At 64.0% G+C, this 19,589-nt stretch carries 21 protein-coding genes; 14 read left to right on the top strand and 7 right to left on the bottom strand.

Translation table 11 applies throughout. The features are described from left to right. Positions 1-11 precede the first annotated feature (11 nt). A complete protein-coding gene (gene otsB, locus QQK18_RS14690) occupies positions 12-800 on the bottom strand; it encodes a trehalose-phosphatase (RefSeq protein WP_284341105.1) in 789 nt (262 codons plus the stop codon). A 189-nt stretch (positions 801-989) separates the two neighbouring features. On the opposite strand from otsB, the gene QQK18_RS14685 reads away from it, so the two are divergent. Beyond that, positions 990-1,139, top strand: coding sequence for a hypothetical protein (locus QQK18_RS14685; protein WP_284341104.1), 150 nt, complete (start codon positions 990-992; stop codon positions 1,137-1,139). An 86-nt stretch (positions 1,140-1,225) separates the two neighbouring features. Here QQK18_RS14685 and QQK18_RS14680 read toward each other — a convergent pair whose 3' ends face one another. The 5 genes from QQK18_RS14680 to QQK18_RS14660 form a co-directional block, all read right to left on the bottom strand. Then, positions 1,226-1,864, bottom strand: coding sequence for a nucleoside deaminase (locus tag QQK18_RS14680; RefSeq protein WP_284341103.1), 639 nt, complete (start codon positions 1,862-1,864; stop codon positions 1,226-1,228). A 52-nt stretch (positions 1,865-1,916) separates the two neighbouring features. Next, entirely contained in the window at positions 1,917-2,420 is a 504-nt protein-coding gene (locus QQK18_RS14675) for an ureidoglycolate lyase (RefSeq protein WP_284341102.1), read from the bottom strand. A gap of 4 nt (positions 2,421-2,424) precedes the next feature. After that, positions 2,425-3,243 carry a bifunctional allantoicase/(S)-ureidoglycine aminohydrolase gene (locus tag QQK18_RS14670; protein ID WP_284341101.1) on the bottom strand — a complete coding sequence of 273 codons (819 nt, stop codon included), beginning with the start codon at positions 3,241-3,243 and terminating at the stop codon, positions 2,425-2,427. Positions 3,244-3,322: 79 nt separating this feature from the next. Further along, a complete protein-coding gene (locus tag QQK18_RS14665; RefSeq protein ID WP_284341100.1) occupies positions 3,323-4,009 on the bottom strand; it encodes a glutathione S-transferase family protein in 687 nt (228 codons plus the stop codon). A gap of 69 nt (positions 4,010-4,078) precedes the next feature. Then, the gene (locus tag QQK18_RS14660; protein ID WP_284341099.1) at positions 4,079-4,402 is read right to left on the bottom strand and encodes an ArsR/SmtB family transcription factor; all 324 of its coding nucleotides are present in this window, start codon (positions 4,400-4,402) and stop codon (positions 4,079-4,081) included. Between the two features lie 52 nt (positions 4,403-4,454). On the opposite strand from QQK18_RS14660, the gene QQK18_RS14655 reads away from it, so the two are divergent. From QQK18_RS14655 to QQK18_RS14645, 3 genes are all read left to right on the top strand, one after another. After that, complete coding sequence (locus QQK18_RS14655) at positions 4,455-4,925, top strand: SRPBCC family protein (RefSeq protein WP_284341098.1); 471 nt, start codon at positions 4,455-4,457, stop codon at positions 4,923-4,925. Positions 4,926-4,948: 23 nt separating this feature from the next. Beyond that, positions 4,949-5,311, top strand: coding sequence for a VOC family protein (locus tag QQK18_RS14650; protein WP_284341097.1), 363 nt, complete (start codon positions 4,949-4,951; stop codon positions 5,309-5,311). 66 nt (positions 5,312-5,377) lie between these two features. Beyond that, the gene (locus QQK18_RS14645) at positions 5,378-5,530 is read left to right on the top strand and encodes a hypothetical protein (protein WP_284341096.1); all 153 of its coding nucleotides are present in this window, start codon (positions 5,378-5,380) and stop codon (positions 5,528-5,530) included. Here the strand turns inward: QQK18_RS14645 and puuE are convergent. After that, positions 5,527-6,942 carry an allantoinase PuuE gene (gene puuE, locus QQK18_RS14640; protein ID WP_284341095.1) on the bottom strand — a complete coding sequence of 472 codons (1,416 nt, stop codon included), beginning with the start codon at positions 6,940-6,942 and terminating at the stop codon, positions 5,527-5,529. The genes QQK18_RS14645 and puuE overlap by 4 nt on opposite strands. 161 nt (positions 6,943-7,103) lie before the next feature. Between puuE and uraH the strand changes: the two genes are divergently transcribed. The 10 genes from uraH (at position 7,104) to guaD (ending at position 19,537) form a co-directional block, all read left to right on the top strand. Further along, on the top strand, positions 7,104-7,460 hold the full coding sequence (uraH, locus tag QQK18_RS14635) for a hydroxyisourate hydrolase (protein WP_284341094.1): 357 nt from the start codon (positions 7,104-7,106) through the stop codon (positions 7,458-7,460). Between the two features lie 2 nt (positions 7,461-7,462). Then, the gene (gene xdhA, locus QQK18_RS14630; RefSeq protein WP_284341093.1) at positions 7,463-8,926 is read left to right on the top strand and encodes a xanthine dehydrogenase small subunit; all 1,464 of its coding nucleotides are present in this window, start codon (positions 7,463-7,465) and stop codon (positions 8,924-8,926) included. After that, complete coding sequence (gene xdhB / locus QQK18_RS14625) at positions 8,926-11,253, top strand: xanthine dehydrogenase molybdopterin binding subunit (RefSeq protein ID WP_284341092.1); 2,328 nt, start codon at positions 8,926-8,928, stop codon at positions 11,251-11,253. The genes xdhA and xdhB overlap by 1 nt, the downstream gene beginning before the upstream one ends. Then, complete coding sequence (gene xdhC, locus QQK18_RS14620) at positions 11,253-12,116, top strand: xanthine dehydrogenase accessory protein XdhC (protein ID WP_284341091.1); 864 nt, start codon at positions 11,253-11,255, stop codon at positions 12,114-12,116. The genes xdhB and xdhC overlap by 1 nt, the downstream gene beginning before the upstream one ends. After that, complete coding sequence (locus QQK18_RS14615) at positions 12,106-13,671, top strand: ABC transporter ATP-binding protein (RefSeq protein WP_284341090.1); 1,566 nt, start codon at positions 12,106-12,108, stop codon at positions 13,669-13,671. Before xdhC ends, QQK18_RS14615 begins: the two co-directional genes overlap by 11 nt. After that, positions 13,655-14,737, top strand: a complete 1,083-nt coding sequence (locus QQK18_RS14610) for an ABC transporter permease (protein WP_284341089.1) — start codon at positions 13,655-13,657, stop codon at positions 14,735-14,737. Before QQK18_RS14615 ends, QQK18_RS14610 begins: the two co-directional genes overlap by 17 nt. Continuing rightward, the gene (locus QQK18_RS14605; protein WP_284341088.1) at positions 14,734-15,663 is read left to right on the top strand and encodes an ABC transporter permease; all 930 of its coding nucleotides are present in this window, start codon (positions 14,734-14,736) and stop codon (positions 15,661-15,663) included. Before QQK18_RS14610 ends, QQK18_RS14605 begins: the two co-directional genes overlap by 4 nt. A 55-nt stretch (positions 15,664-15,718) precedes the next feature. Next, on the top strand, positions 15,719-16,807 hold the full coding sequence (locus QQK18_RS14600; protein ID WP_284341087.1) for a BMP family ABC transporter substrate-binding protein: 1,089 nt from the start codon (positions 15,719-15,721) through the stop codon (positions 16,805-16,807). 217 nt (positions 16,808-17,024) lie between these two features. Continuing rightward, the gene (locus tag QQK18_RS14595; protein WP_284341086.1) at positions 17,025-18,248 is read left to right on the top strand and encodes a urate hydroxylase PuuD; all 1,224 of its coding nucleotides are present in this window, start codon (positions 17,025-17,027) and stop codon (positions 18,246-18,248) included. Continuing rightward, a complete protein-coding gene (guaD, locus tag QQK18_RS14590) occupies positions 18,245-19,537 on the top strand; it encodes a guanine deaminase (RefSeq protein WP_284341085.1) in 1,293 nt (430 codons plus the stop codon). Before QQK18_RS14595 ends, guaD begins: the two co-directional genes overlap by 4 nt. The last annotated feature ends 52 nt before the right edge of the window (positions 19,538-19,589 follow it).

The following is a 19,589-nucleotide window of genomic DNA, read 5'->3' as shown; positions in this document are numbered from 1 at the left end:
GGTGTTTGCCCCTATACGTGCTGATGTTGTCTGCCTCCCGTTTCTTCACGGAAGGAGAGGTCGCCCAAGCCCTGGATCAGGGCATGCACCGAGGCGACGTCGGCAATACGCATGCGGGCGGCCGTAGGACCGGAACCGAGCTTGATGCCGACGCCGCCCAATTCCTGGGCGGCGACGAAGCCGTCCTCGTCGGTCGTGTCATCGCCGATGAAGACGGGAATACGTCCGGCAAACGGCGGCTCGCGCATGAAGGCGCGCAACGCCGTGCCTTTGCTGAGACCCTGGGGCCTCGCCTCGATGACCATTTTGCCTTCGACAAGCGTGAAGCGGTCGTCGAAGCGGGCCGCCTCGTTCATGGCCACCTTGCAGGCCTGCTCGAGTTCAGGAGCCTGCCGATAGTGCAGGGCGACGGCGCCGCGCTTGCGCTCGACGATGAGGCCCGGATTGTCAGCCAGCAACGGCTCCAATCGGCGCGCGAGCTCATCGGCGGCGCGAACGATATCGTCGTCCAGCCCCTCGACCGCTCCGTCGGCGCGGCGCCGCTGGCTGCCGTGCGCCCCGGCGATAGGCAGATGAAGCGGAGAAAGGAAACGGTCGATGTCGTCGATCTCGCGGCCGGTGATCACGGCGAAGGCGCTGTCGAGCTGTTCGGCTGCCCGGCCGAGTTGTCTGGGCAGATCCGCAGCGACCTTGACCTCCTCAGGTCTTTCGGCGATTTCGACGAGTGTGCCGTCGAAGTCGGTGAAGATGGCAAGCCGCGCCGGCGCGGCCTCGTCGTGCCCGGTTCGCGCATCAGTCATTTGACGATCCTGTTGGTGATCCTGCATATCCATGGGTGCGTGACTGCAACGTATGAAGTCGCGAAAGGTTCTGCAAATCGCCGCCCGCTCACCGAATGGCACGTATTCGCCATGCGGCCTACCTGAATGGGGGGTGAATGAGCCATTGCTCTCGTGTTCAGGTGCGTGAGATTATCAAGGAGCATTCCAATGCGCTGGAGCGCCCGGATCGCACAGGGAGTGCAGACGATGACCCAGTTCGTACTTGCCGTGCTCTTTGCCGCCGCAATGAGCTTTTTGACCCTTGCCGCCTCGTTCGCCGAGGCACCGCGCAGCAACATCGTGTCGCTCAGCGAGTAGGGACTTAAATCCCGATCGCGTTTTCGAACCGCTACAGTGGTGTCCATCCCGGATCAAGTCCGGGACAGGCTTCTTCGCGTCCGGCATTAGGCGAGGGGAATGCCTCGCCCACCCTTGCCCTTCTGATAGGCGGCCGAGAGGTCGGCATAGAGCGCGCCGATGTCGTCGAGCCGCGCAAGCAGCTGTTCGCGATTGCCGCGGTCGAGGCTGGCGATCATGCGGGTGATGTCGTGGCTCTGCCAGAAGCGGTTGGTGCGGTTGTAGAGCGGCCGGTCGGGCGGCGCTTCGTTCTTGCCGGGGTCGGGTACCGCGTAGACTTCGCGCAGGATCTGGATGTCGTAGGGGATGGCGAAGCTGTCGCGGCTCTCTTCGTGCGAAAAGAGAAAATAGAAATTGTCGAACCCCGCCCAGGTGATGCCCGAGAGACATAGCGAACAGGGCTCGTGCGTGGCAAGGAATAGGCAATCCTTGGGGTTCGGGCGCTTCCCGGGGCTAAGCTCGTAGAAGCGCTTGATGGCGTGGATCTCGCCATGCCAGAGCGGGTTTTCCACTTCGTTGTTGGTCTCGGCGACAACCACTGAGAGGTCGGATTTGCGCAGGATGGCCGCGCCGAAGATCTTGTTGCCGGCGGCAACGCTGGCGCGGGTCCTGGCGGCGATATCGGTTTCGATCACGTCAAAGAGACGCCCGATCAAAGCCGGTGTGTCGTGAAGCAGGTCGTTCATGGCGCCATGCTCGACGATTGCCGCGTGCCGCGCAAGGGGTTGGGGTAGCCGCTCAGTCGGCCAGTACGATCTGGTAGGGCGTCGAAAAGTTGAATTCTTCCAAATTGTTGCCCTCGCCGCCGCGGTCGACGACGAGGAAGTCGCTCTCGGCCTCGAGGGGTGTCAGGACGCCGTGCCAGGTATTCATGGCGATGTTGACGCCCTGACCCGGAGTGGCGAGGAACGCGCGGGGGGTGCCGGGACCATCGGGCTCGTCGGGCGCGACGATGACGAGGAAGGGACGCTCCGAGAGCGGATAGAAGGCCTGGCTGCCGAGCGGGTGGCGCTCGACCATGGCGAGGGTCAGCGGCAGGTCATAAGGTTGGCCGCGGAAGATCGAGATCAGCGGACGGGCGTGGACGCCGGCCAGTTCCACCCGCGCCAGGTCGTGATAACGCTCAGTCTTGCCGTTGTTGATCGGATAATGGTGGGCGCCTGCGGTCTCGATGACCTGTCCGAACGGGGCGAAGGCCTCTGCGGTCAGCGGTTCGATGGCGATGGTGTGCGCAGTGTCCATGGCTTTAGAACGGGAGCTTGGCGTGACGGTTCACGTCCTTGTAGAGCAGATACCGGAAACGCTCCGGTCCCGCATAGCACGCCTGGGGGCAGAAGGCGCGCAGCCACATGAAGTCGCCCGCCTCGACCTCCACCCAGTCGCGATTGAGCCGGTAGACGGCCTTGCCTTCGAGCACATAGAGGCCATGCTCCATGACGTGGGTTTCCTCGAACGGGATGACGGCGCCGGGTGCAAGCGTGACGATGTTGACGTGCATGTCGTGGCGCACGTCGTCGGGGTCGACGAAGCGGGTGGTCCCCCAGGTATCACCTGTATCCGGCATCCAGCGGATCGGTTCGTCCTGCTCGTTGGTGACGAAGGCGGACGGCACATCGATGCCCTCCACGGGCTCGTAGCGCTTGCGCACCCAGTGGAATCGCGCAGGGGCGGCGGATGTGTTGGTGAGCGTCCACTGGGAACCGGGGGGCAGGAAAGCGTAGCCGCCGGCTTCAAGCCGGTGCCGATCGCTCCCGATGGTCAGCTCGATCTCGCCTTCCACCACGAAGAGAATGCCTTCGGCTTGCGTGTTGGCTTCCGGCTGCTCGCTTCCGCCGCCGGGCAGGACTTCCACCACGTATTGGGAGAAGGTTTCGGCAAAGCCGGAGAGGGGGCGCGCGATGACCCAGAGGCGCGTGTCACGCCAATGCGGCAGGGTGGAGGTCACGATGTCGCGCATTACGCCGCGCGGAATCAGAGCATAGGCCTCGGTGAAGACGGCACGGCCGGTATGGAGGGCCATCTGCGAAGGGAGGCCCGCGACCGGGGATGCGTAGGATGGTGACATGGACACTTTCGACCCGCGAGAAAACTGGCTCGACACTAGAGGGTTTTCCGGAAAGTGAAAATGTGCGCCTTGTCCGGCGCTATGCGGTGGCGCGCAAATCCGCTGTGATGGTGCCGGCCGCCTGTGCCTCGGCCTCATGGCCGGGTTCGCGCCAGGTTTCGGCAACGCCGGCCTCATACCATTCGATCATCGCCGGCAGCGCGCGCAGGCGTTCACCATAGGCGGCGGCTGCAGCGCTGAGCTCGAGGCCGTAGGTCTTTACCCGGAAGGCAACCGGCGCAAAGAAGGCATCGGCAGCGGTGAAGCTGTCGCCGGCCAGGAACGGGCCGCCGAAGCGCGACAGTCCCTCGCTCCAGATGGCATCGATGCGATCGATGTCGCTCTTCAGTGCCGGGGTGATCTCGTTGAGCGCGACGCGCAGGCCGCAGTTCATCGTGCAGATGTTGCGCAGGGTCGAGAATCCGCCATGCATTTCGGCGCTCACCGCGCGGGCGAAGGCGCGTGCCGCCTTGTCGGCCGGCCAGACGGCGGGGTGGCTCTCGGCAAGGTATTCAACGATGGCGAGGGATTCCCAGACGGCGATGTCGCCGTCGACGAGGCAGGGCACCTTGCCGGTCGGCGAGAAGGCGCGGAAGGTCTCGTAGTTGGATCCGGGGGAGAACGGATGCAGGACCTCCTCGAAGGCGATACCCAGCACCTTCATCAGCACCCACGGACGCAGCGACCAGGACGAATAGTTCTTATTGGCGATGTGAAGGGTCTGCACCGTCGGATACTCCGCGAGAAAATGGTTCTCCCGGATAGCCTCCGGTTGAGGTGCCCGCAACCCCTGCCTTCAAGGCTCAAGCCGCGATTTGAGATCGGCCAGCTTCTCCACCGCATAGGCGGCATAGGGGCCGATCCAGCGCTCGTGGATGTCGTGGATAGGCAGGGGGTTGAGGTGGTTCCAGCGCTCGCGTCCGCGCCGCTCGACGAGGATGAGGTCAGCTTCCTCCAAGACCTTTAAGTGCTGCATCACGGTGCAGCGGTCGATCTCGGAAAACCGCTCGGCGAGCGCTCCGGTCGTCTGCGGATTGTCCTTGAGTGCATCCAGCATGCGGCGACGCAAGCCGTTGCCTAAAGCCTTGAAAACCTTGTCGTTCGATTCGTCACTTGACATGTTATATTTTTATAACATATCGTGGTTGCGGTCAAGCGTAAAGGAGGACCAGATGGCTTACGAATTCACGGTTTCAGGCCGCATTGCCAAGCCCGTCGGCGAGGTATTCGAGGCGGTGGTCGACCCCAAGCAGCTGTCAGGCTATTTCACCACCGGCGGGGCCAAAGGCCGGCTCGAGACGGGCGCGACGGTGACCTGGGACTTCCATGATTTCCCCGGCGCGTTTCCCGTCGAGGTGGTCGAGGTCGAAAAGGACAGGCGCATCGTCCTGCGCTGGGATGCAGCCGAGGGCGACAGTCCCGAAATGGCGCAGCCGGCCGGCTACAAGACGACGGTCACCATGACGTTCACGCCGATCGAGGACGGTCGAACGCTGGTTGCGATCACCGAGGAGGGCTGGCGCGAGACCCCCGCTGCGCTCAAGGCGTCGTTCGGCAATTGCGAGGGTTGGACCGGCATGCTCTGCGCTCTGAAGGTCTATCTCGAGCACGGCATCAAGTTGCGTGAGGGGTTCTACAAATAGCGCTGCGACATCGGAGTACGCAAATGCCTAGGGATATCTATGGCGGCATCAATATCGCCATGAAGGTGCCGACCCATCAGTACCAGGAGACCGTGGCGTTCTACCGCGATACGCTCGGCCTCGAGACGTTCACCGAAAAGCATCCTCATATTGGGTTTATCTACGGCCCCAATCGCCTGTGGGTCGATGAGGTGGGAACACTCTCGCAGGCCGAGGTGTGGCTGGAGCTGTTTACGCCGGATTTTGAACAGGCGGCTGTCGAGCTCACAGCAACAGGCATCACGCGCAACGATGCCATCGAGCCGCTGGGCGAGGGATTCCGTGGCGGCTGGTTCTTCAATCCGGCCGGCATCGTCCATCTGGTGCGCGAGCCGGAGGCATGGTGAGACCATTAAGGTAACGCGGCGTTAGCGTTACCGGATTCTCAACTTTCCTCAGTTAAAGTGTCGCCCATGGAAGCATTCACTTTTCATGGCGACACCGCCCATGGTTGGGTGCAGCACAACCTGCCCTGGCTGGCGATCCTCGCCCTGCTGTTCTCGCTCTTCGAGACGGGCATCGCCGGCGCGGACGCCGGCGATACGACGATAAGCGAGGACGGTTAGGCTAAAAGCGACTCGAGGCGCAGACGCGCGATCCGTTCGACCTGGGCGCAGGCCGTAGCGAACTCCTGCTCGCGCGAGTTGTTCAGCCGTTGCTCGAAAGCGGCAAGGATCGAGGCCTTGGTGTTGTCCTTGACCGCGATGATGAACGGGAAGCCGAACTTTGCCGTATAGGCCGTATTGAGCCGGGTGAACGTTTCCCGGTCCCCGTCGGTCAGCGCATCGAGTCCGGCCGAGGCCTGTTCTTCGCTCGAAGCCGCCGTCAGACGCCTGGCGGCCGCGAGTTTGCCCGCAAGGTCCGGATGGGCGGTCAGAACGCCGAGGCGCTCCCCCTCGCTCGCAGCACGGAACTGCATCTTCAAGGCGAAGTGCAGGCCGAGCGCCGTGTCGTTGGCTGGTCCCAGCTCCCCATCGAAGGCGCGTTCGGCGATCCAAGCGGAGTGCTCGAAGATCGAGCCGAAGCGGTGGACGAACGCATCGCGGGTCATTTGCGAGGGGACGAGGTCCGGCGCCTCATAGGGGTGCTCGCTCGCCCAGTGGCGGGCGATTTCCAGCCGCGTCGGCGTCCAGACCTTGTCGAACCCCTTGATGTAGTCGACGAATCTTTTCAGGCCCTGCAAACGGCCAGGCTGACCGACCAGCCGGCAGTGGAGGCCGATCGACATCATCTTCGGGCTGCCGGCCTCTCCTTCCGCATAGAGGCAGTCGAAGCTGTCCTTGAGGAATTGGAAATACTCCTCGCCGTTGCTGAAGCCGGAGGCGGTCACGAACCGCATGTCGTTGGCTGAAAGCGTATAGGGGACGATGAGCTGCGGGCGTCCGTCATGGACGCGCCAATAAGGCAGGTCGTCGTCATAGGTGTCCGAGATGTAGGCAAAGCCGCCTTCTTCGGAGACGAGGTCGACGGTGTTCAGTGAGCAGCGGCCGGTATACCAGCCGAGCGGGCGGCTGCCGGTCGCGAGCGTATGGAGGCGGATTGCCTCGCGGATCTGCTCGCGCTCGACGTCGGGCGGCATGTCCTTGTGCTCGACCCATTTGTAGCCATGGCTGGCGATTTCCCAACCGGCCTCGAGCATGGCCTCGACCTGGGCCGGTGCGCGGATCAGGGCGGTGGCGACGCCGTAGATGGTCACCGGAATGTGGTTTTGCATGAAAAGCCGGTGGAGCCGCCAGAAACCGGCACGTGCGCCATACTCGTACATCGACTCGATGTTCCAGTGGCGCTGGCCGGGCCAGGGCGCGGCCCCGATGACGTCAGCGAGAAATGCCTCCGACTGCCCGTCGCCGTGCAGGACATTATTCTCCCCGCCCTCTTCGTAGTTGAGGACGAACTGCACTGCGACGTTCGCGCCCCCCGGCCAGTTGGCGGTTGGGGGATTGGGGCCGTAGCCCAACATGTCGCGGGGATAGCGCATTGGTCAACTCGCTCAAGGGTTTGGCGAAGTCTAATCGCCCGCCCGCGGCGCGCAAGCCCGCAGAAATTGGACCAGTTGGTAAAAAATCGTTGTTGCCCCTCTTGGAACACGCTCCATTTGCGTTAGTGTCGGAGTTCGGGGCAATTTTAAGGTAGCAGCTTATGGCGGGTTCCGGTCGCCTGACGACCCATGTTCTGGACACCGCGCACGGAAAGCCGGCGCGCGGCATGCGGATCGATCTTCTCTTCATCCATGGCGACCACACGCATCACCTGATGGAAAGCTATACGAATGCGGACGGGCGGCTCGACCAGTCGCTGCTCGCCGATGACCAGTTCCAGCAGGGCGAGTTCGAGCTGCACTTTCACGTGGGGCAGTATTTCTCGCGGCTCGGGCTCGAGCTCGAAACGCCGTTCCTCGACGTGGTGCCGATCCGCTTCACCATCAGCGAGGACGCGCACTATCACGTGCCGCTGCTGGTCAGCCCGTTCGGCTATTCGACCTATCGGGGGAGCTGACGATGGTCGAAACCCGCAACGCCATCCGTTTCCTCCTCAACGAAGAGGAGGTCACCCTGACCGAGGTGGCGCCGACGCAGACGCTGCTTGATTTCCTGCGGCTCGACAGGCGCCTGCGGGGCAGCAAGGAAGGTTGCGCCGAGGGCGATTGCGGGGCCTGCACCGTGCTCGTCGGCCGTCTCGTCGACGGCGAGCTGGTCTACGAGTCGGTCACGGCCTGTATCCGGTTCGTTGCCAGCCTCGACGGCTGCCATGTGGTCACCGTCGAGCATCTCACCAAGGGTGGGGCGCTCAATCCCGTGCAGCAGGCGATGGTCGATCACCACGGCTCGCAGTGCGGGTTCTGCACGCCGGGCATCGTCATGTCGCTCTACGGCCTGTGGATGCGCGAGGCCAACCCGTCGCGGGCGAACATCGAGACGGCACTGCAGGGCAATCTCTGCCGCTGCACCGGTTATGCGCCGATCATCCGCGCGGCCAAGGCCGTTGCGAGCTACGGATCCGTGGAAGCGGACCCGCTTTACGCCCATCGCACCATGGTCCGGAACCGCCTCGCGGCCCTGCGGGACGGCAGGCGCGTCGAGATCGGGGAGGGGCACGACCGGTTCATCGTTCCCGCAAACCTCGACGACTTCGCCGCGGTCTACGAGGCCGAGCCGGAGGCGACGGTGGTTGCCGGTTCGACCGATGTCGGCCTTTGGGTCACCAAGTTCATGCGCGAGATCGGCCCGGTGATCTTCATCGGCAACATTCCCGAGCTGCAGCGCGTCGCCGAGAATGACGGGGAGGTGCGCTTCTATGCCGGCGTCACCTATACGCAGGCGGCGCCGGTGCTCACCGAGCATTTCCCGCAGATGGCCGAGCTGATGAACCGGTTCGCCGGCGAGCAGGTGCGCAACATGGGTACGATCGGCGGCAACATCGCCAATGGCTCGCCCATCGGCGACACACCGCCGCCCTTCATTGCGCTCGGCGCCAGGCTGATGCTGCGCAAAGGCGAGCATCGGCGCGAGATCAAGCTCGAGGACTATTTTCTCGCCTACGGCAAGCAGGACCGGCAGCCGGGCGAGTTTGTCGAGAGCGTCACCATACCCGACCTGCCGGCGGGCGAACGGTTTGCCGTCTACAAGCTCACCAAGCGGCGCGACGAGGATATCTCGGCGCTCTGCGGGGCTTTCCGCGTCTTCATCAACGATGCCGGCCAGGTCGGCATGGCGCGCATCGCCTTCGGTGGCATGGCGGTGATACCCAAGCGGGCGAGGGCCGTGGAAGCGGCGCTCGTCGGACAGCCCTGGACCACAGAGACGATCGATGCGGCTGCCGCGGCCTTTGCCGAGGACTTCACTCCGATCACCGACATGCGCGCCTCGGCGCAATACCGCCTGCTTGCCGCGCAGAACCTCTTACGCCGGTTTTACCTCGAGACGCAGGGTGAAGCCGCGCGGCTGACGCGCGAGGTCGCGTGATGAACAAGCAGACCCCGATCACCGCCACCAAACTCCATACCGCGACCCGCCATGACAGCGGTCCAAAACATGTGGCGGGCACGGCCGAATACATCGACGATATTGTCGAGCCGGCCGGCACACTCCACGCCTATCTCGGACTTTCAACCCGCGCCCATGCGGAGATCCTCTCCATCGACTTTGCCGATGTTCTCGCCGCCCCCGGTGTCGTCGGGGTGCTGACCAGCGCCGACGTCCCCGGCGAGAACGACGTCAGCCCTTCGCACAAGCATGACGAACCGGTCTTTGCCGACAAGCTCGTGCAGTTCTTCGGTCAGCCGATGTTCGCGGTGATCGGCGAAACCCGTGAGGCGGCGCGTCGTGCCGCGCAGAAGGTGAGGGTCGAATACCGCGACCTGCCGTTCATCCCCGATGTCCGCGCCGCGCAGGCGGCGGGCGGCCGGCTCGTCACCGAGCCTTTGAAGCTCGAGCGCGGTGATGTCGCTGCCGGGCTCGCTACCGCGCCGAAGCGCATCAAGGGTGCGATCAGGATTGGCGGGCAGGACCATTTCTACCTTGAAGGGCAGATCGCCCTTGCTGTCCCCGGTGAGGACGAGGATGTCGTCGTCTTCTCCTCCACTCAGCACCCGAGCGAAGTGCAATTGATGGTCGCCCAAGTGCTCGGCATCAACCAGCATGCTGTCACGGTCAACGTGCGGCGGATGGGCGGCGGGTTCGGCGGCAAGGAAACGCAGGGCAACCTCTTCGCGGCGGTCGCGGCGCTCGCGGCCAAGACGTGGGGCCGGGCCGTCAAGATCCGTCCCGATCGGGACGACGATATGAGCGCAACCGGCAAGCGGCACGATTTTGTCGTCGACTACGAGGTCGGCTTCGACGATGCCGGCCGGATCCTCGCGGTCGATGCGGTCTATGGCGGCAATGGCGGTTATTCATCGGACCTGACCGGTCCGGTGACCGACCGGGCGCTGTTCCACTGCGACAACGCCTATTGGTATCCAGCCGTCCGGGCCCGCTCCGAGCCGCTTTATACCAATACCGTCTCCAACACCGCCTTCCGTGGCTTTGGTGGACCGCAGGGGATGATGGCTTGCGAGCGCTGGGTCGAGGATATCGCCTATGCCTTGGGCAAGGACCCGCTCGATATCCGCAAGGCAAATTTCTACGGTGTCGAGGACAACAACGTCACGCCTTACCATCAGGTGGTCGAGGACAATATCATCCACCGCCTCGTCGAGGAGCTGGAAGCAAGCTCCGACTATCAGGCACGGCGGCAGCAGGTGCTGGCGTTCAACCGGCAGAACGCGGTGCTGCGCAAAGGCATCGCGCTCACCCCGGTCAAGTTCGGCATCTCCTTCACCGCGACCTGGTACAACCAGGCGGGCGCGCTGGTGCACGTCTATCGCGACGGCTCCGTCCATCTCTCCCATGGCGGCACCGAGATGGGGCAGGGGCTCTACATCAAGGTGGCGCAGGTCTTGGCGGATGCCTTCGGCGTTGGCCTCGCCGACGTCAAGATCAACGCCACCACGACCGGCAAAGTGCCCAATACCTCGGCTACTGCCGCCTCGTCGGGATCGGACCTCAACGGCATGGCCGCATGGGATGCCGCGCGGCAGATCAAGGAGCGGCTGATGACTCACGCAGCGCAGGTCTATCAGTGCGAAGAGGCCGCGTGCGAGTGGGTGCCTGGCGGTTTGATGGCGGGCGATGAATTCGTGCCGTGGAAATCGCTCATCGCCTCGGCATACCTGGCCCGCGTGCAGCTCTCGGCCGCCGGCTTCTACAGGACGCCCAAGATCCACTGGGACCGTGCAACCGGCCGCGGTCATCCCTTCTATTACTTCGCCTACAGCGCCTCGGTTTCCGAGGTCACCATCGACACGCTGACGGGCGAGTACGCGGTTGATCGGGTCGATATCCTCCATGACGTCGGCAAGTCGCTCAATGCGGCCGTCGACCTCGGCCAGATCGAGGGCGGCTTCATTCAGGGCATGGGGTGGCTGACGACCGAGGAACTCGTCTGGGACGAGAAGGGGCAATTGCGCACCCATGCGCCATCGACCTACAAGATTCCGCTAGCCTCGGATGTGCCGCCGGTCTTCAACGTCAGGATTGCCGAATGGTCGGTCAATCGCGAGCCGACCATCGGCCGCTCCAAGGCGGTGGGTGAGCCGCCGCTGATGCTGGCGATCTCTGTGGTCGAGGCGCTGTCGATGGCCGTCGCCTCGGTCGCCGACTACCGGGTCGCGCCCCGGCTCGATACGCCGCTGACGCCCGAGCGTGTGCTTATGGGGGTCGAGCGGATGCGCCGGGAGGTGAAAGACTGATGACCCGTCTGGTGCCGGACGTCGCCACGTTTCTTTCCCGCGAGCCCGTCGCCATCGTCGCCGAACTGACCACTGTCCGCGGGTCGAGCCCACGCGCGCAGGGCACGTTTATGCTCGTCGGCGCAGAATCGATTTTTGGCACCATAGGGGGCGGAGCGCTCGAATACCTGGTCATTGCCCATGCACGGCGGCTTATCGCTGCACGCCGCGCCAGCGAGGTGATGGACGTGCCGCTCGGGCCCGAGATCGGCCAGTGCTGCGGCGGCAGGGTCGGGGTGAGCCTTCGGCACGTGACGCCGGACCTGGCGCGGGAACTCTCGGCGCGGCTCGCGGCGGAGGAAGCGGAGCGGCCGCATGTCTACGTCTTCGGCGCGGGCCATGTCGGACGCGCGCTTGCGCGGTGCCTCGCCCTGCTGCCGGTCAAGACGCATGTTGTCGACACCCGCCGCGAGGAACTGAGCGACCTGCCCGAGAACGTCTCGACACATGCTTCGGCCATGCCCGAAGCAGTGGTGCGCTCGGCGCCCCGCGGCAGTGCCTATGTGATCCTCACCCACGACCACGCGCTCGATTTCCTCATCGCCGCGGAAGCGTTGAATCGGACTGATGCGCCCTATGTCGGCATGGTCGGATCGAGGACGAAGCGGGCGCGCTTTGCCAAGTGGTTCCTTTCCGAAGGCGGCGATCTCCCGGCGCTCGATCGGCTTACCCTGCCCATCGGGCAGATGGGGATTGGGGATAAGCGGCCGGAAGTCATTGCGGCTCTGGCGGCAGCCGAAATAATGGTCCACATTGGGCGACGGGAAGTTTCTGGTGCAAGCCGGCCGGCCACGATCGAATCGGGAGCCGTCGATGGACGCTAACCTGCCTTTCCGGTTGCAGCTTTCGGGCATCACCAAGCAGTTCCCCGGCGTCCTCGCCAACGATCGTGTCACCTTTTCGGTGCGGCCCGGCGACATCCACGCGCTGCTCGGCGAAAACGGGGCGGGCAAGTCGACACTGGTCAAGATGATCTACGGCATCATGGCTCCCGATGCCGGCGAGATCGCCTTTGATGGCGAGCGGGTCGAGATCGCCAATCCCAAGCAGGCGCGCAAGCTCGGCATCGGCATGGTGTTCCAGCACTTCTCGCTCTTCGAGGCGCTGACGGTGCTGGAGAACATCGCGCTCGGCATGGACGCTTCGATCCGATCGCGCGACCTCGAGGCGCGCATCCGCGAGGTCATGATTGCCTATGGCCTGAACCTCGATCCGCGTCGGATCGTTGCCACCCTCTCGGTCGGCGAGCGTCAGCGTATCGAGATCGTGCGCGCGCTGCTCCTCAATCCCAAGCTCCTCATCATGGACGAGCCGACATCGGTCTTGACCCCACAGGAGGTCGAGGCGCTGTTCAAGACCTTGCGGCAGGTCGCCGCCCAAGGCTGCTCGATCCTCTACATTTCCCACAAACTGCACGAGATCAAGGCGCTCTGCGATACGGCCACCATACTGCGAGGTGGCAAGGTCGTCGCCACCTGCGATCCGAAGCAGGAGACCTCGCGCTCGATGGCCGAGAGGATGATCGGGGCGAGCCTCAAAGACATCAAGAAGGATCCCAACCGCACGTTCGGCGAGCCCAAACTCATCGTCAGCGGTTTGTCGACCAAGGCGGAGGATGAGTTCGGTATCGCCGTCGAAGACGTCGGTTTCAGCGTCAGGGCGGGTGAGATCTTCGGCATCGCAGGGGTTGCCGGCAACGGGCAGAATGCGCTGCTCGATGCGCTCTCGGGCGAGGTGCTCGGCGAGAACAGCCAGGCGATCACCCTCGAGGGGCACCCGCTCGGGCTCCTCGACACCACCGGACGGCGTAAGCTCGGACTTTGCGCTGTTCCTGAAGAGCGCAACGGCCATGCTGCCGTCGGCGACTTCACCCTTGCCGACAACAGCGTGCTCACCGCCCGCGACAGGCTGAAAATGGTCGTTGGCGGCCTCATCGATTCAGGCGCGGCGCGAACCTATACGGGCCGCGTCATCGCCGAATTCGCCGTCAAGGCGCTGGGACCGCTGTCGATGGCGAGTTCCCTCTCGGGTGGAAACCTGCAGAAGTTCATCATGGGCCGGGAGATCCTGCAGCGCCCGTCGGTGCTGGTCGTCTGCCAGCCGACCTGGGGGGTCGATGCCGGCGCGGCCGCCGCCATCCATCAGGCGCTGGTCGACCTTGCCGCCGCAGGCTCGGCCATCGTCGTCATCAGCCAGGACCTCGACGAGCTTCTGACGCTTTGCGACACGCTCGCCGTCATCAATGAGGGGCGGCTCAGTCGCACGCTCGAGGTCGGCGAGGCCTCGATCGAGGAGCTCGGCCTCTTGATGGGCGGGGTGCACGGCACGCCCGAACAGGTCAGCATCGAAGCCGGAGGCGGCGTTGCAGTTCAAGCTTGAGAAGCGCCCGCGGCCGAGCCAGGCCATGCTCTATCTGACACCCGTGGCGGCGGTAGTGCTGACCATGCTCATCGGGGGGGCGATCTTTTCGCTCATCGGCTATGACGGCATGGGAGCGGTGAGGGAGATCTTTCTCACCCCGCTCACCAACTCCTACAAATGGCAGGACCTCGGCATCAAGGCGGCACCGCTCATCATCATCGGTGTGGGGCTCGCGGTCGCCTACCGCGCTAACGTGTGGAATATCGGCGCCGAGGGGCAGTACGTCATGGGCGGCGTCTTCGCGACCGGGGTTGCACTCACCACCTATGGCGTCACGGGCTGGTGGGTGCTGCCGCTGATGGCCATTGCCGGTATCGCCGGCGGCGCGGCCTATGCGGCGATCCCGGCGGTGCTGCGCACCAGGCTCGGGGTCAACGAGATCCTGACCAGCCTGATGCTGACCTACGCCTCGGTGCAGCTCATTTATTACCTCGTACGCGCGCCCTGGAAGGACCCAATGGGCATGGGCTTTCCACAAACGCGGATCTTTTCGGAAGCGGCGCGCCTGCCGACGATCATTCCCGGCACCATCGTCCATCTCGGGGTGCCGATCGCCATTGTCGTTGCGCTCCTTGTCTGGTTCGTCATGACCCGCTCGCTGTTCGGCTTCCAGATCCGGGTAGTGGGCGCGGCCCCGCACGCTGCCCGCTATGGCGGGTTCAGCGAGAACCGCACCATCTGGCTTGCGTTTCTCGTCAGCGGCGGGCTCGCGGGGCTTGCCGGCATGCTGGAGGTCGCCGGGCCCTTCCAGCGGCTCGTGCCCGGCTTTCCAACCGGCTACGGCTTTACTGCCATTATCGTCGCCTTCCTTGGTCGGCTCGATCCGCTGGGTGTCATCTTCGCCGCGATCGTGCTCGCCATCACCTTCGTCGGCGGTGAACTCGCCCAGACGACCATTGGCCTGCCGGCCGCGGCTGCCGGCATCTTCCAGGCGATGATGCTCTTCTTCCTCCTCGCCGGAGACATCCTCGTGCGCTATCGAGTTAAACGCGTGGTGCACCAGAGCGCGGAGGCGCGGGCATGAGCACCGATCTCCTCATCGCCGTCGTCATCACGGTTATCGGCGCCTCGACGCCGATCCTCATCGCCGCGCTCGGGGAACTGGTCGTCGAGAAGGCGGGTGTCCTCAATCTCGGGGTCGAGGGGATGATGCTGATCGGTGCGGTCACCGGTTTCATCGTCATGTTCACGACCGGCAATCCGTGGCTCGCGGTGTTCGCAGCGGCGGTGGCCGGCCTATTGTCCTCGATGATCTTCGCTTTCCTGACCCTCAGCCTTTCGGCTAACCAGGTGGCGACAGGCCTGGCGCTGACCATTTTCGGTACCGGCTTTTCGGCGCTCGCCGGGCAGGAGTATTCTGCCCGGCCGGTCGGCATCTTCCGCTCGGTCTTTCCGGCAGAGCTCGCCGGACATCCGGTCTGGCGCCTCGTCTTCGGCCACTCGCCGCTGGTCTATTTCTCGCTCATCATGGTCTTTGTCGTCTGGTGGTTCCTCAAGCGTACGCGTCCCGGCCTGATCCTGCGCGCCGTCGGCGAGAACGACCTTTCGGCCCATTCCATCGGCTATTCGGTCATTAGCATCCGCTACGCGGCGGTTGCTTTCGGCGGAGCGATGGCGGGGATCGCCGGCGCGGCGTTCCCGCTGCTTCTTACCCCGCAATGGGCCGAGCGGATGACGGCCGGACGCGGATGGATCGCGGTTGCCCTCGTCGTCTTTGCCTCGTGGCGCCCGTTCCGGCTGCTGGCCGGCGCCTATCTCTTCGGGCTGGTCATGACCGTCGAGCTCTATTCCAAGGCCGGCGGCGGTCCGCTCTCGGCGGTTCCCGCCGAACTGTGGGCGGCGATGCCCTATATCGCCACCGTCGTTGTCCTGGTGCTGATCTCGCTGCGGCGGGCGGGCAGCACGAGCGCGCCCGCTTGCCTCGGCAAGCCGTTCCTCGCAACCAATTAGGAGAGCGGACAACGCCTTCCCTAATGACTGAAAAAGATCAAATCAGGAGAGAAACATGATGAAGTTCAATCGCCGCAACGTCCTTGTCCTGGGCGGGGCCGCGGCGGCCCTGCCGCTGGTCGGCGGCCGCGCGCTGGCGCAGGATGGTCCTTTGAAGGTCGGGTTCATGTATATCGGGACCATCAACGACAATGGCTGGAACTACGCGCACAACCAAGGCAGAATCTATCTCGAGGAGCAGCTCGGGGATGCTGTCGAAACCACCTATGTCGAGAATGTGCCGGAAGGGCCGGACAGCGAGCGCGTACTGCGAGAACTGGCCCAGTCGGGTCACAAACTGATCTTTGCGACCAGCTTCGGCTATGGCGACTATGTCCTCAAAGTCGCCCAGCAGTTCCCGGACGTGAAGTTCGAGCACGCGACCGGCTACCAGCGCTCGGACAATGTCGCCACCTACAACGCCCGCTTCTACGAAGGTCGGGCGGTGTGCGGGACCATCGCGGGGCACATGTCGAAGACCGGCAAAGGTGGCTATATCGGCTCGTTCCCGATCCCCGAGGTGGTGATGGGCATCAATGCGTTCGCGCTCGCCGCCCGCAAAGTCAATCCCGATTTCACGATGACGCCCGTCTACATCTCGACCTGGAACGATCCGGCTCGCGAAGCGGACGCGGCCCGCGCCATGGTCGACCAGGGTATCGACATCATCGCTCAGCACACCGACGGGCCGGCGGCGCTGCAGGTGGCCGAGGAACGGGGGATCGTCGGCGGCTTCGGCCAGGGCGCGGACATGAGCGCTTTCGCGCCCAACGCGCAATTGACCTCCATCATCGACAATTGGGGACCGCACTATGTCGAAGCCGCGCAGGCGGTGATCGACGGCACCTGGACAAGCGGGGACCGTTGGCCTGGCCTCAAGGAGGGCGAGGTGCAGATCGGGGCCTACAACGAGAAGATTCCCGAGGACGTCGTCGCGGCGGCCGAGGCGGTCAAGAACGGGCAAATCGACGGCTCGCTCCACATCTTCACCGGCCCGATCAACGACCACACCGGTGCCGAGCGCGTTGCGGCGGGTGAGACCATGACCGACGAGCAACTGCTCACCATGGACTGGTATGTGGAGGGCGTCATTCCGCCGGCGTAACTAGCGCCCGTGGGAAATCGGGAGAGGCGGGCTTGTCCCGCCTCTTTTCATGCTGACCACCTGGGCTGGGGCTCCCTTCCCCCTTGAGGGGAGGGGTCGGGGGAGGGGGTCCATCGGCGGCCAGCTGAACCACCCCTACCCTCAATCCCTCCCCTCTAGGGGGAGGGAAGCCCACCGTGCTTGTGGCACGTCAAGGCTCCGAAACAGGGAAACGAGAATGGGCGACTTCGCAATCTTTTGGGAATGGCTGAGCTTTGCGGCGCGCTGGCTGCATGTGGTCACGGCCATCGCCTGGATCGGCTCGTCCTTCTATTTCATCTCGCTGGACCTGGGGTTGAGGAAAACCTCGAGCCTGCCGCCGCTCGCCCATGGCGAGGAGTGGCAGGTGCATGGAGGGGGCTTTTATCATATTCAGAAATACCTGGTGGCGCCGGAGTTCCTGCCCGAGCACCTGACCTGGTTCAAGTGGGAGAGCTATGCCACCTGGCTGTCCGGCTTCTCGCTCCTCGTCATCGTCTACTATGTCGGGGCCGACATCTACCTCATCGATCGCAACGTCCTCGACGTCCCGCAGTGGGGCGCAATCCTCATCTCCTTGGCTTCGATCGCCGTCGGCTTCATCATCTACGATACGCTCTGTAAGTCTCCGATCGGGGAGAGCCAGAACGGGCTGATGCTGGTGCTGTTCGTGCTGCTGACTGCAATGGCCTGGGCCTATACGCAGGTGTTCACCGGCCGCGCGGCGCTCCTCCACATGGGCGCTTTCACCGCTACGATCATGAGCGCCAACGTGTTCATGATCATCATTCCGAACCAGAAAATCGTGGTGGCGGACCTCAAGGCCGGGCGCGTGCCGGACGCCAAATACGGCAAGATCGCCAAGCAGCGTTCGCTGCACAACAACTACCTGACGCTGCCCGTCGTCTTCTTCATGCTCTCCAGCCACTATCCGCTGGCCTTCGCCACGCAGTGGAACTGGATCATCGCCTCGCTGATCTTCCTCGTCGGCGTCGTCATCCGGCACTATTTCAACACCAGGCATGCGCGCAAGGGTAACCCGCACTGGACCTGGGCGGCGGCCGTGGTCCTCATGCTGGTGATCGCCTGGCTTTCGACCGGCCCCAAGATCAACGGTTCAGCGGCGGAGGTGGCATCTCATGGCGCCGGCCCGTTTCTCGAGGCCGAGCATTTCGCAGCTGCCAGCATGACGGTCCAGACCCGCTGCTCCATGTGTCATACGGCTGAGCCTGTCTGGCCCGGCATCCACCAAGCGCCCAAGAACGTCATCCTCGACAATGATATCGCCATTGCCAACTCCGCGCATGAGGTCGTCATCCAGGCCGGCTGGAGCCACGCCATGCCGCCGGGAAACGTGACCGAGATGACCGACGAGGAACGCGCGATCCTCGTCGAGTGGTACCGCGAGGGCTCGGGCCGATGAGCCGCACGATCCTGCGCGGGCGCGTGCTGACCTTCCTCGACGAGCCGCAGGGTCTCGAGGATACCGAAAGCTACCGGTATCTGGAGGACGGCGCGGTCGTCATAGAAGACGGCAAGGTGGTCGAGCTCACCGATTATTCGCCGGCGCTCGCCGCCGGCGCCGAGATATTCGACCACCGGCCGCACCTCATCATGCCCGGTTTCATCGACACGCACCTGCACTATGTGCAGAGCCAGATGATTGCCTCGTACGCCGGCTCGCTGCTCGAGTGGCTCAATACCTATACCTTCGTTGCCGAACAGAAGTTCGCCGAGCAAGGGCACGCCGACCACGTCGTTTCCGCCTTCTACGACGAACTCATCCGCCACGGCACGACCACCGCTGTCGCCTATTGCTCGGTGCACCCGCAATCGGTCGATGCCTATTTCGCCGAAGCCGAAAAGCGCAACATGCTGATGATCGGCGGCAAGGTGATGATGGACCGCAATGCGCCCGAGCCGCTACTCGATACGGCGCAATCGGGCTACGACGACACCACGGCGCTCATCGCGCGCTGGCACGGACGGGGCAGGGGTCTTTATGCCATCTCGCCGCGATTCGCGCTGACCTCGACGCCCGAGCAGATGGAGGCCACACGCGCGCTCGTCGGCGAGCACCCGGACTGCTACATGCAGACCCACCTCTCGGAAAATGCCGCCGAGGTGACCTATGCCATGGAGCTCTATCCACAGGCCAAGGACTATGCGGGCATCTACGAGGATTACGGCCTCCTCAGCCCCAGGAGCTTGATGGGGCATGCCATTCATCTGAGCCACCGCGAGGCCAAGCTCATGGGGGAGACCGGGGCGGTGGCGGTCTTCTGTCCCACCTCCAATCTCTTCCTCGGCAGCGGCCTTTTCGACCATCAGCGTCTGAGACAATGCGGGGTGCGAATAGGTGTTGCGACCGACATTGGCGGGGGGACGAGCTATTCGATGCTGCGCACGCTGGACGAGGCTTACAAGGTGCTGCAGCTGCGCGGCCAGAGGCTGACGCCGCTCAATGCGTTCTACATGACGACCCTCGGCAACGCGAGGGCGCTCTTGCTCGAAGGCACTATCGGATCGATCATGCCGGGTGCCTCCGCCGACCTCGTCGTGCTCGATGCGCGTGCGACGCCCGCCATGGCCCTACGAATGTCGACTGTCGAAACCCTCGCTGAGGAATTATTCCTCCTCCAGACCCTAGGAGACGATCGGAGCGTTGCCGAAGCCTATGTCGCAGGCGCAAGGGCCAAATCCGTTCTCTAGGGTTGGCAGGCCAGCGGCGGTGACTTAGAACGCGTACCCGCGAGTACGACGG

The organism is Devosia nitrariae, from assembly GCF_030160115.1.
Classification (GTDB): Bacteria; Pseudomonadota; Alphaproteobacteria; order Rhizobiales; family Devosiaceae; genus Devosia; species Devosia nitrariae.
Note: the sequence above shows the minus strand (reverse complement) of the source record. Positions and strands in the feature narration are given on the sequence as shown.